10 protein-coding genes are annotated in these 12,530 nt (G+C 65.4%); 7 read left to right on the top strand and 3 right to left on the bottom strand.

What is annotated here, in order from left to right; translation table 11 throughout:
* The first annotated feature begins 335 nt into the window (after positions 1–335).
* From AB2U09_RS21455 to AB2U09_RS21430, 6 genes are all read left to right on the top strand, one after another.
* Entirely contained in the window at positions 336–2,174 is a 1,839-nt protein-coding gene (locus AB2U09_RS21455; RefSeq protein ID WP_459194789.1) for an ABC transporter substrate-binding protein, read from the top strand.
* A 74-nt stretch (positions 2,175–2,248) separates the two neighbouring features.
* Positions 2,249–3,259 (top strand): ABC transporter permease, encoded by a 1,011-nt coding sequence (locus tag AB2U09_RS21450; protein ID WP_459194788.1) that lies wholly within the window; start codon positions 2,249–2,251, stop codon positions 3,257–3,259.
* Position 3,260: 1 nt separating this feature from the next.
* A complete protein-coding gene (locus tag AB2U09_RS21445) occupies positions 3,261–4,250 on the top strand; it encodes an ABC transporter permease (protein ID WP_459194787.1) in 990 nt (329 codons plus the stop codon).
* A 2-nt stretch (positions 4,251–4,252) separates the two neighbouring features.
* Positions 4,253–5,299, top strand: coding sequence for an ABC transporter ATP-binding protein (locus AB2U09_RS21440; RefSeq protein WP_459194786.1), 1,047 nt, complete (start codon positions 4,253–4,255; stop codon positions 5,297–5,299).
* Positions 5,292–6,398, top strand: coding sequence for an ABC transporter ATP-binding protein (locus AB2U09_RS21435; protein WP_459194785.1), 1,107 nt, complete (start codon positions 5,292–5,294; stop codon positions 6,396–6,398). Before AB2U09_RS21440 ends, AB2U09_RS21435 begins: the two co-directional genes overlap by 8 nt.
* Before the next feature lie 57 nt (positions 6,399–6,455).
* Positions 6,456–6,665: a hypothetical protein gene (locus AB2U09_RS21430; RefSeq protein WP_459194784.1), complete on the top strand. Its 210-nt coding sequence runs from the start codon at positions 6,456–6,458 to the stop codon at positions 6,663–6,665.
* A gap of 158 nt (positions 6,666–6,823) precedes the next feature.
* Here the strand turns inward: AB2U09_RS21430 and AB2U09_RS21425 are convergent, their stop codons facing one another.
* From AB2U09_RS21425 to AB2U09_RS21415, 3 genes are all read right to left on the bottom strand, one after another.
* Complete coding sequence (locus AB2U09_RS21425) at positions 6,824–9,280, bottom strand: alpha-L-arabinofuranosidase family protein (RefSeq protein WP_459194783.1); 2,457 nt, start codon at positions 9,278–9,280, stop codon at positions 6,824–6,826.
* A gap of 656 nt (positions 9,281–9,936) precedes the next feature.
* Positions 9,937–10,731, bottom strand: coding sequence for an IclR family transcriptional regulator (locus AB2U09_RS21420; protein WP_459194782.1), 795 nt, complete (start codon positions 10,729–10,731; stop codon positions 9,937–9,939).
* A 47-nt stretch (positions 10,732–10,778) separates the two neighbouring features.
* Positions 10,779–11,870 (bottom strand): Gfo/Idh/MocA family protein, encoded by a 1,092-nt coding sequence (locus AB2U09_RS21415; protein WP_459194781.1) that lies wholly within the window; start codon positions 11,868–11,870, stop codon positions 10,779–10,781.
* Between the two features lie 222 nt (positions 11,871–12,092).
* Between AB2U09_RS21415 and AB2U09_RS21410 the strand changes: the two genes are divergently transcribed.
* The gene (locus AB2U09_RS21410; protein WP_459194780.1) at positions 12,093–12,518 is read left to right on the top strand and encodes an NUDIX hydrolase; all 426 of its coding nucleotides are present in this window, start codon (positions 12,093–12,095) and stop codon (positions 12,516–12,518) included.
* Positions 12,519–12,530 lie beyond the last annotated feature (12 nt).

The raw sequence follows: 12,530 nt of genomic DNA, 5'->3' as shown, positions 1-12,530 counted from the left end.
GATCTCAGGCGGTATCGACCGATGGAGAAGGTCCCGTGGTGGCCGGCAGAGAGGAACGGTGTCCCGCTTCGACAGAGCAGCCGGTTCTCGGTTCTGATGGTCGGCGCGTGCGTCTCGGGTCCCGGTCCCGAGACGGTTATCTGAACGACTATCCGCACCTCCCGAACGACATGTCCACGGATCCGAACAGAAATGGTGTATCGATCGCCGCCGATGTCGGGTGTGATCTCCTAGACGGCATTCCGTGGCCGGCTCACGTGCTTAGTCGTCGATACCGGCGCTGTCCGCCAGTCATTCCGAATCATTTATGTTGGTCGAATCGGGAACAATAGCCCATGCCATCAGATGGCAAGCCGACAGACAGGGCAGCAGAGCGACGGCGTCAGGTTTCGCGCCGGCATCTCCTCCATGCCAGCGCGATGGGCGGCGCAGCGGCACTCGCCGGATGTTCCAATGGTGGAGACGGCGGAGACGGTGAAGACGGAGGCGGCGACGGTACGTCCGACGGGACGGCCGGCGGCGACTTCCAGCCGGCCGACAACTCGTTCGTGGAGCCGGACACGATCGACCTCTCCAACTACCAGTTCAACCACCTGAACCTCTCGAACCCGTTCAACCACGCGCTGCAGAGCGACCCGCTCCAGCGCTACCACATCGGCAACGAGGAGTACTCCTCGTACGCGGTCGAAGTGGACAAGTTCGAGGGCGAGACGGCCGTGCTGAAGGTCCGCGACGGCCTCACGTGGCACAACGGCGATCCCGGTGACCCGGTCAACGCCGACGACCTCTACGCGAAGCTCGCGACGGACGCCATCATCGGCGACACGATCTCGACGCTGTGGGACGAGATCAACCGCGCCGGCGACAAGTCCGTCGAGCTCTCGCTCATCGGCACCGTCAACGAGGACCTGTTCATGGACTCGTTGAACTACTACTCCTTGGAGACGCCGTGGCGCCTCTACAAGGACTACATCGAGCGCTGGGAAGACGCGACGACCGACACCGCAACGGCCAGCGTCCGGAGCGACCTGCGCAACGACGCCTTCGACGAGCCGAAGGGGAACGGTCCGTTCCAGGTAAAGGACATCAGCTCCGACCGGATCCGGATGGAGAAGTACGAACACCACCCGGACGCCGAGAACATCAACTGGGACTACTGGGACATCGAACGCGTCTCGACGGACACCGCGAGCGTCATCATGGGGGAGCAGATCGACGGGATGCGCAACTACACCGCACCGGAGTCGGTGTTCAACAACGCCCCGGACGCCTTCGAGTATTCGCAGCTCCCCGCGCTGTGGGGGCACTCCCTGCCGTTCAACCACGAAGACGAGGACTTCGGCGACATCCGCGTCCGCCAGGCGATCGCCGAGTTCATCGACCGCGAAGCCTGTGCGAACTACTACGGCCAGTTCGGCGCGGCGGTCCAGGCGCCGAGCGGTCTCGTCGGCAACATCGACGGGCAGAACAAGCAGACCGACCGGTGGTCGAACAAGGTCTCCGACGAGATGGCCGAGCAGCTCCACCGCTACGACAACCCCAAGCGCGGCCGGCGGCTGCTCCGCGACGCCGGCTACCAGAAGGACGACGGCACTTGGTACAAGCCGAACGGCGACGTGTTCGAGGTCCCGATCAAGGTGCCCGCCGGCTACACCGACTGGCACCCCGTCTACGAGACGATCGTCGACAACCTCAAGAGCGAAGGCATCAAGGCCGAGATGCTCACCTTCGAGGCGTCCTCGTACTGGTCCGACCACTACCTCGCCGGCGACTTCAAGCTCGCCTCGACCGGCTGGACGCTCCAGCGGTCGAGCCCCTACTACGTGTTCGACATGTACTACAACATCGACACGGAGTTCATGAACCTGTCACCGGAGACGCTCGAAGCGCCCCCGGTCGGCGAACTCGACGGCGAACTCCAGGAGGTCGACGTCCGGGGCCTGATGGACGAACTGCTGACCGCCCGCGGCGACAAGGCCATCGAGCTCCGGGACAAGCTCGCGTGGTTCACCAACCAGTCGCTGCCGATGCTCCAGATCCAGGAGATCAACGACCCGGTCTGGTTCACCACTGACGACTGGGAGATCCCGCCGACGGACTCCGAGAAGTACCAGTCCAAGTGGCCGCTCTTCTGGTTCACGCGCTTCGGCGACCTGCAGGCCAAGCCGAAATAACCGGCCGCGTAACCGGATTTCGGGGCACGAGCGAAACAGTTATGGGTTACCAAACCGCCATTTTCCAATAATTAATGTACGTTGCAAAACGAGTGGGACAGGCGTTCATCACTTTCGTGGCAGTTATCACTGTCACGTTCGCGCTCGTTCGGTCGATCCCGGGTGGACCGGCCGACTTCATCCGAGCGCAAGTGATGCGGGACCGCGGCTCCCAGAGCGTCGACATGAGCCAGCTCAACGACCTGGTTGAATCGTATACGAACATCGATCCGTCGACACCGGTGTACGTCCAGTACTTCGACTACCTCACGAGCATCCTCCAGGGCGACCTGGGGCAGTCGATCCGGTACAGCAAGCCGGTCGCGTCGATCATCGTCGACGCAGCGCCGTGGACCGTGTTCCTGCTTTCGATCTCGATCCTGCTCACGTTCGCGATCGGGATCCTCCTCGGCGCCGCGATGGCCTACCTCGAGGGAACGCGCTTCGACGTCTCCTCGACGGTCGTCTCGATGTTCATGAACTCGGTCCCCTACTACGTCGCCGCCATCTTCCTGGTCTACGTCGTCTCGATCCAACTGGGTTGGCTGCCGCAGTCCGGGACGACTTCCAGCGGCATGGAGGCAGCGCTCACGCCGGCGTTCATCATCGACCTGTTCCGTCACGCTACACTTCCGATCGCCTCGCTGGTCCTCACCGGCTTCGGTGGGGTCGCGATCACGATGCGAGGGAACGCGATCCAGGAAATCGGCGAGGACTACATCCGCGTCGCACACCTCCGCGGCGTCCCTGGCCGTCGGATCGCGACCCGCTACGTCGGCCGAAACGCGATCCTGCCGATGTACACGAACTTCATGATCTCGATCGGGTTCATGTTCGGTGGGTCGGTCATCCTGGAGCAGATCTTCGCCTATCGCGGGCTTGGCTTCTATCTGCTGCGGGCGATCAGCGCCCGGGACTACCCGCTGATGATGGGTGGGTTCTTGATCATCGCGCTGGCCGTGCTGATCTGCATCCTCATCGCCGACCTGACCTACAGCAAGATCGATCCACGTATCAGCAACACGGGCTCACGGGAGGCATACTGAGATGGCGGAGAAGACGTCTTCGTTCAGCCAGTCCGACGAGGCATCGACTGCCGCCGGACAACCCGCATCACGGTCGGAGATCTACCGTGAGTGGGTCGACATCGCGATCCTGACGCCGGTGCGGGTCGCGTGGGACGACTGGCGGACGCAGCTCGGTTCGATCATCATCATGTTCTACGTGCTGATGGGAACCGTCGGCGTCTGGCTCGTCGAGCCACCGACGTCGGGGCAAGCAGAGAAGTACATGCAGCCGTTCCAGGACTGGTCGGTCCCGCTCGGGACGAACAATCTCGGTGCGAGCCTGCTGTCGGACGTCGTCCACGCCACGCCGCCGATGCTCGAGATGATCGCTGCAGGTGCCGTGTTCTCGACAGTAATCGCGACCATCGTCGGCACCGTCTCGGGGTACAAAGGCGGCCTCGCCGACCGCGTCCTGTCGACGGTCACCGACATCGCGATGACGATCCCCGGGCTTCCGCTCATCATCCTGCTCGTCGCGGTGTTCGAGCCCGAGAGCCCCGCCTTGATCGGTATCATCCTCTCGATCAACGGGTGGGCCGGCCTCGCCCGGTCGATCCGTTCGCAGGTCCTCTCGCTGCGCGACCACTCGTACGTCGAGGCCTCGCGCATCATGGGCGCGCCGACGCGGTGGATCCTCAAGGACGACATCCTGCCGAACATCATGCCGTACGTCCTGATCAACTTCGTGAACTCCGCCCGCGGGGTCATCTTCGGGTCGGTCGGGCTGTACTACCTCGGGCTGCTCGGCGGCTCCAATCTGAACTGGGGAATCACGCTCAACAGCGCCTACAACGACGCCGCCATCTACTCGCTCGATACGGTCTACTGGCTGATCATCCCGATGATGGCCATCGTGGGAATCTCCTTCGGGCTCGTGCTGTTCGCTCAGGGGACCGAGAAGCTGTTCAACCCGCGCATCCGAGCGCGACACGCTGAAACCGTCGAAGACGACGCACCCTACCAAGAATGACGATGCAACAGACACACACCGCGTCCGTCACGGACCCGATATTCGAAGTGCGAGACATCTCCGTCTCGTTCGACATGGACCGCGGGGAGTCGCGCGTCCTCGACGAGGTCGACATGGACATCCAGCGGGGCGAGATCCTCGGCGTCGTCGGCGAGTCCGGGTCGGGCAAGTCAATGTTCGCCTCGGCCCTGCTCGACGCCGTCGTCGACCCCGGCGTCCTCACGGGCGACATCACGTTCCACCCCGAGGACGGCGAGTCGATCGACCTGCTCGACGAAGAGGGGCGGGACATCAAGAACATTCGCTGGCGACAGATCGCGATGGTCTTCCAGGGGGCGATGAGCTCGTTCAACCCCACGATGACCATCGAGGAGCACTTCCGGGAGACCCTCTCCATCCACGACTACGACGTCGAGGAGGGGATGGAACGCGCTCGCGACCTGCTCTCGGATCTCTATCTCGAAGCCGACCAGGTGCTCGGTTCCCACCCTCACGAGCTGTCGGGTGGGATGAGCCAGCGGGCGCTCATCGCGCTCGCGCTCGTCCTCGAGCCCGAAGTCCTCGTGATGGACGAGCCGACCGCGGCGCTGGACCTGCTCATGCAGCGCTCTATCATCGAGCTGATCAAGGAGGTCGCAGAGGAGCGCGATCTGACCATCGTTTTCATCACGCACGACCTGCCGCTCGTGGCGAACCTCGCCGACCGGCTGGCCGTGCTCTACGCCTTCGAGTTCGTCGAGGTCGGCCCCGCGAACGACGTCCTGACCGGCGCGAAACACCCCTATACGCGGGCGCTGTTGAACGCGACGCCGAACCTCGACACGCCGCGCGAGGAGATGCGCCCGATCGAGGGGGCCGCGCCGGACCCGGTGAACGTTCCCGAGGGCTGTTCGTACCACCCGCGCTGTCCGCTGGCCGACGAGAAGTGCGTCCGCGAGGACCCGCCGCTGGACAGCGAGAGCGACGAGCACGCCGCTGCCTGCCACTACGTCGACCGCGTGCCAGAGGAAGTTCCGCTGACGCTCCAGGAGGTGACCGTCGATGAGTGACGACCACGTCGTCTCGCTCGAGAACCTGGAGGTCCACTTCGAGACCGAAGGATCGATGCTCCCGTGGGGCGACGATCCCGACGTCGTCAAGGCCGTCGACGGCATCTCGCTGGACATCCCCGAGAACGACGTCGTCGCGCTGGTCGGCGAGTCCGGCTGCGGGAAGACGACCCTCGGCAAGACCGCAATCGGGACCCAGCGCCCGACCGGCGGATCCGTGAAGTACCGCGGACAGGACGTCTGGGACGCCAAGGACGGCAACGGCGACGTCGAGATCCCCTTCGAGGAGATCCGCCAGTCGCTGCAGATCATCCACCAGGACCCCGGCGCGTCGCTCAACCCGAACAAGACGGTCCAGCACTCCCTCGAAGCGCCGCTCAAGCTGCGCAACCCCGACATGGACACCTTCGAGCGCCGCGAGCGCATCAGCGAGATGCTCGCCCGCGTGGGCATGGAGCCGCCGGAGGACTACGCAAAGCGCTTCCCGCACCAGCTCTCCGGTGGGGAACAGCAGCGCGTCGCGCTCATCCGTGCCCTGCTGATGAACCCGGACCTCATCCTCGCGGACGAGGCCGTCTCGGCGCTCGACGTGTCGCTGCGGATCGACATGATGGACCTCATGCTCGACCTGCAGGACACCTTCGACACCTCCTTTTTGTTCATCAGTCACAACCTCTCGAACGCGAGCTACATCGCGGGCAAGTCCGACGGTCGCATCGGCATCATGTACCTCGGCGAACTCGTCGAGATCGGCCCGATCGACGAGGTGCTCGGCGACCCACAGCACCCCTACACGAAGGCGCTGATGTGGGCGACGCCGAACCTCAACCCCAAGGCCGCCGACCGCGGCGAGTCGCCGCTCCGGAAGATCGACGTCCCGGACCCGCGCAACCCGCCGACGGGGTGTAGCTTCCACACCCGCTGTCCGGAGGCCCGCGAGGCCTGCACCGGCGAGATGCCCGAGCCGGTCACCGTCGGCACGGACCACGACGTCGCCTGTTATCGGGCCTACGACGACCACGAGTACTGGTCCAGCCCGGAACTCGGCGACGACGCGACCGACGGATTCGAGGCCGCCGGCGAGTCCACCGCGGACTGACGCGGGCCGACCGTCGGTTCCAGTAGTTCTTTACCCGCCACGGCGAAAGGACCGGGCATGCACGCGAGCAAAGGGATCTTCCGGGCGCTGCTCGCCGTGGGCCTGACGCTGTTCGTCCTGACCGTCGGACTGTTCGTTCTCCAGGAGCCCGGGACCCGCGGGTACGTCGTCACCATCCTCTCGCTCGGCACGCAGTTGATCATCATCGCCATCGGCGCCGCCGGGCTCTACTTCGAGTGGGAACCCCTCTCGGTGCTCGAGGAGTGACGAACGAGCCGGTAGCGGTCGGCAGGGGCCACCGAGGAGGCCCAGTCGTCGCCTACTGAACCGGAATCACTGAAAGAATAGTCGCGGCGTTTCTGTCGTCGAGGTCCGCTCAGGGAGCCGTCCCGGTCGTTGTCTAAGGGATCGTTACCGAGAGCGCGTCATCGGCCGCGATCGCGGTCACCACGGTCCCGATCGCGGTCCCGGTCGCCGCGGCAGCGGTCGCGGTCGTTGCCCCGGCCATCGCTGCCGTGGCCCTTTCCACGTCCCTTGCCGCCGTCGTCGCCGCAGTAGCTGTCGTGATACGGTTCGCCGTCGGGCGCAAGGTCGATGCCGTGCCAGACGCCGGTGTCGTCCACCGTGTCGGGGCGGCCCCGGTCGTTGTCGACGTAGAGCCTGACGACGGCAGCCGGATCGAGGTCGAGCGAGAGCGTGCCGTCCTCGGCGACCGTCTCCATCGACGTCTCGGCGACGTGGTTCGTCGGCTCCTGCCACGACTCGGGGAACGCGTGGGGAAGCGGGCGCGCCTCGGCGGTCGGCCGGATCGCGACCGCCTCGACGGACTTGCCGGCGTACCACTCGCCGAGGTCGAGGGTCACGTCGGCGCTCTCCCGGAGGTTCCGGTTCGTGAGGAAGACGGCCAGTTCCTTGCCGCGGCGGTTCTCCATCGCGGCGGCGTCGACGTAGGGAACGTCTTCCATACGTCGGATGCGCGGTCCGGTGTCCGGGATGGTTCGTGTTTCACCCCCGACGTCGACGTCGACGGCGTGCCACTCGGCCGTGCCCTCGAAGACCGCCGAGTACAGCGCCGTGACGGTTCCGGCGGGCGCCAGCGGGTTCGGGTCGGAGGGGGAATCCTCGTTGATCGGCGGGAACATCCGCACCGGAAGCCACGTCTGGGAGGCCTCTTTGACCGTCTCGCTCCGGCGGATGAAGGCGTTGAGCATGCCTGCGATGTACGAGCCGCCGGGCATCGTCTCCGGTCCGGGGTACGGTGCGCCCTGGTCGACCGTCGGGAAGAGGCCGTACTCGCCGACGTTGATCCGGAAGTCCTCGACGCCGGCGTCGGCCGCCTTGTCGCTCAGTTCGGCCATCAGCTGGTCGAACTGCGTCGGGAACATCACCAGCACCTCGTTGTAGTCGATAGGGCCGGCGTTGTTGGCCTCGTACCAGGCGTCACGCGGCTCCTGTTCCTCGATGCCCCAGTTGTAGCGATGCAGGTCGAAGCCGTCGAGGCGGTCGCCGGCTTCCTCGAACAGCGTCTCGTTCCACGTCGCCGGGTCGGGCGTGTTCGACTCGTTGTATCCCGGGTCCATCGCATCGGCGTAGACGAGGACGTCGTCGTCGACCTCCGTCATCGCGTCGTAGTACGCCGTGAAGCCGATCCGTTCCTCGGAGCCGCTTGCGTACTCCGAGGCGTCCTGGGTAGAACCGCGCTGCCACGGTCCCCACACCTCGTTGCCGACCTCCCAGTGGGTCACGTCGTAGGGTTCGGGGTGGCCGTTCTCGGCGCGGAGCTTGCCCATCTCGGTGTCCGTGTCGCCGTTGCAGTACTCCACCCAGTCGGCCGCGTCCTCGGGGAGCGTCTGCCGTTCGGAAGCCCACCCGGGTGGGTTGTCCCACCAACCGATCGTGATCCGCGGGGTGAGACCGGCTACTTCGCAGAGTTCGAGGTACTCGTCGGTCCCGAAGTAGTTGGGGTTGATGCCGCCCCAGGCGTGGTTGAACCGGACGGGGCGCTCTTCCTTCGGCCCGATCCCGTCGCGCCAGTTGTACTGGCTGACGTAGTTCCCGCCCGGCCACTTCAGCCAGGTGGTGTTCTGTTCGCGCATCAACTGGACCGTGTTCGGGTTGAACTTCCCGCGGATCGCGTCGTCGGCCGCGAGGTTGATCCAGTCGAGGTCGACGTAGCCGCTGCCCTCGGCCGAGAACTCGATTGCGTACTTCCCGTAGGGCGTGTCGACGTTTGCGACGGCGCCGGCGACGTACTGGTCGCCGCTGGCTTCGTCGAGTTCGAGGGTCACCTCGTGGCGCGTCCACTCCTCGGACACGTCTAGATCCGTCGACGCGAGCACGTCGCCCTCGAGGGTCCTCAGCGCCGCCTGCACCGTCTCGACGCCCTCGCCGCGGACGGAGACGGAGAGATCGTACCCGTACGTCCGGAAGTCCGGCAGGACGATCTTCTGGGAGATGCCGCCGCGAGCGCCGTCGAGCGAGACGCGCTGGTAATTGGTCGTTTCGACGGCGGCGACCCCGCCCTCGCGCTGTTCGAACGATACCCCTTCGTCGCCGACCGGTTCCCACGGGAACGGGATCCCGTCGACCTGTTCGATAGCCGAGGCGGGGTAGAACGTCCGCGGGCCGAAGAAGTCGTCCTCGCTGTAGGACCGCGGGTAAAACGAGGGGTTCTTGACGTGCTCGGAGTAGACGCCGGGGTAGATCGTCCCCGACTCGTAGCTCTCGCAGAGTCGCCCGAACAGCCCGTTCGACACCGGCTCGTCGGTCCGCTCCCCGGGATCGATCGAGACGGTGCTGTCGATAGTCGCCGCGTCGTCGCCCGACGCGCCCCCGACCGCGCCGGTCGCCGCGCCCGCGAGTACCGCCGACTGCAGCGCCATGAACGTTCGTCGAGACAGTCCACCTGTGGAATCGTTGCCACTACCCGCCCTCCCGTGAGGGTCGCGATCACTCACCATGCGGACCCAACATCATAACCACCATGCAAAAATATTACTGAATTTATTTTACCAAACAGCCGCAGGAGTCGCTTGCCGACGCGGCCCGCAGAAAACGGGAGACCGGTCCACGGCGCCGAATCGGATCTCCGTGAATCTATACGGGGAAGTGAGAAAATTTTAAGTGGAAAAATCGGCTACCCCGAACTGGCAGGCGGACTCCGACTCGTCGATAGGTTGGCACACCTACGTCCCCTCGTAGGCTGACATCCCCATGCCGTAACTCGATCCCTCGAACGCCTGCCAACCGTCTCTCTGCAGTCTTTCCAGGTCTCAGCCCGACTCGCCCGATCGTCACAGTTGCGCTCTCAGTTCACTATCCGATTAATCAAATCAACATAATACATCTGAATCAGATACGATCCAGCCGTCGGTCGATACTCGGGCGACCCGGATAGAGACCGAGATCCGAGCGTGGTCCTCCGGCCGAAACCAGCGGCGAGAAGACCGACCGCGGCAAGGTGTCAGTAACGGAATCAACAGCGATCGTCGAACACTCACGGTCAGCGAGAGGGGCCGGGGACGGACGGTTCCGGGGCTTAGAGCGCGTCGGACCACTCGGAGTAGGTCGTGTTGAACTCGACGACGCCGACCACGTTGCGGAGTCGAGAGGGGATCTCCGAGCGGAAGCGCTCGTCGGTCAGCCGTCCTGCCGGGCCGGAGACGCTGATCGCGCCCAGTAGTTCTCCCGACCGGTCGGAGATGGCCGATGCGACGCAGCGGACGCCCTCGTCGCGCTCCTCGTCGTCGAAGGCGACGCCGCGCTCGCGGATGTCCGCCAGCGACTCACGGAGCTCGTCGGGGTCGGTGATCGTGTTCGCGGTCCGCCGCGGGAGCGGGTTGTCGTCGAGCATCGCGTCGAGTTCCTCCTCCGGAAGTTCGGCGAGAAACGCCTTGCCTGCGGCCGTACAGTGGAGGTCCTCGACGGTCCCGGCGTAGGTGAGCGGGTCGTCGACGTTGTCCCCGGCCGCCTGATAGAGGGTGATCCCCCGGCCGTCGCGCTCGACGACGAGCCGCGCCTGCTCGCCCGTCGTATCGGCCAGCCGGTCGACGTTCGGCTTCGCGACGTGGTAGATCCGCTCCTGCGTCCGGGCCTGCGCGCCGAGGGTGAACAGGCCGAGCCCCAGCCGGTAGGTGCCGTCCTCGCGGACGAGGTAGTTGTCGGCCGCGAGCGTGCTCAGGTAGTGGTGGACGGTGCTCTTGGGCAGGTCGAGCGCGTCGGCGAGTTCCGTGACGCCGACCCGGTCGCGCTCGCGGACCGCCTGAAGGATTCGGAAGGCGGTCGCGACCGACTTGATCTGCTCGCCCCGCGGCTGTGAACTCCCGTCGCTCATGGGCGTCTCTCACGGTGTGGAGCCTTAAACCTGATCAGCCTCGTCGCTCAGACCCAGCCGTGGTCGGTCGCCTCGTAGATGGCGTCGACTACCCGCTGGACCGCGAGCGCCTGCTCGACGGTGCAGCGCTCCGGCGGTTCACCCGTTTCGACGGCCGCGAGGAACGTGGCCAGTTCGTCCCGGAACGGGTCGTTGGCGGGCGGGATCAGCTCGCTGTCGACGTAGTGGTCGATCACGTCGCTGCGCACCTCGTAGAGCCGGAAGTCCCGGACCTGCGTGACCGACGGATCGGTCGCCTCCAGCGGGTTCGTGATGTCGAGCGAGATGCCGGCCTCGGTACCGCGGATGTTGTACTCGTGACTTCGCCGGGCGTTGGCCGCCCACGCGGCTTCGAGGTGGGCCGTCCGGCCGCCCTCGAACTCGCAGAAGGCGGTGACCGAGTCCTCGACGTCGTACATCTTCGCCTCGTCGTCCTCGCCCCACATCTCCAGATAGGCGTAGTCCGAGCGGTTCCCGAAGTCCGAGCGAGCGGTGGCGATCACCTGCTCCAGTTCCGGCCAGTCGTAGAAATCGAGGACGAGGTCGATCAGGAAACACCCCACGTCGATGAGCGCGCCGCCGCCGGCGATCTCGCGCGACGTGTACCACGTGCCGCGACCGGGGACGCCCCGCCGGCGCATGTACCGGGCGTCGATGTGAGTAACATCGCCGAGTCGACCGCTGTCGACGTAGGCCTTCGCCAGCCGACAGCGGTTCCGGAACCGGTGGAAGTACCCGCACATGCAGATGCTGTCCGAGTCCGCGGCCGCCTCCGCGATCCGCTCGGCGCTGTCGAGGTCGTGGGCCAGCGGCTTCTCGATGAGCACGTCGAGCCCCATGTCGAAGGCCTTCAGCGCCGCCGTCTCGTGGAACTTGTTCGGCGTCGAGATGATCACCGCGTCGAGGCCGGCCTCGAACAGGGCGTCGAGCCCCTTGTACATTGTCGCGTCGTACTGGTCGAGAAACCGCTGTTTCGCCCGGGGGTCGAGGTCCACCGCGTGGACCGTGTGACCGAGCTCCTGGAGGAACTGCGCGTGCGTCTCCCCGTGCTCGCCGAGGCCAACGAGCCCGATGTCCATCCGGGGGGAGTCGTCGTCCATAGCCAACCCTCCGCGCCGACGGTTGTATTAATTTTGGTCGCGCCGCCCCCGAACGCGCCCGTTCTCCGCACAGAATACATAAAAAATCATACTGGTTGTGCTTCTGTACAGATAGGTTATCATTCGAGTGTGGATCGTTCGGCGTTCGGGATGGGGGCAAGCGGGTGGACGGACGACGCCCGGAGGAAACGTTCAAGGTCGTACGAGCAACAGTCCTCGTCAATGGGTGAGACGTACTTCAGGGGACACGTGACACAGCGCGGGATCGTCATCGGTCCCCGGGGAGACGTGCTGCTGGTCACGAGCGGACTGCGCCCGTGGACCTTTCCCGGCGGTCGGATCGAGTCCGGCGCCGAACCGGAAGCCGCGCTGCGGCGGACGCTCCACGAGCGGGTGGGCTTGCACACGACGGTCGAGGAACCAGTCAAGACCGTCACCGACATGTGGGGCAAGGGCGACGAGCCCGTCTACGCGGTGCTCTACCGGGTTCAGGCGCGCAGCCGCGACGTCGACCTCGACGGTACCCACGACGATTACTGCTGGTACACGCCGGAGGGCGCCATCGAGGAGATGCACTTCAAGTCGCTGGAGACGGCCGTCGAGCGCGCCGTCGCGAACCACGAGACCGATTCTGACTCTGGGGAGTAACTGCGGGGACGG

The organism is Halosimplex yunnanense, from assembly GCF_054504345.1.
Note: the sequence above shows the minus strand (reverse complement) of the source record. Positions and strands in the feature narration are given on the sequence as shown.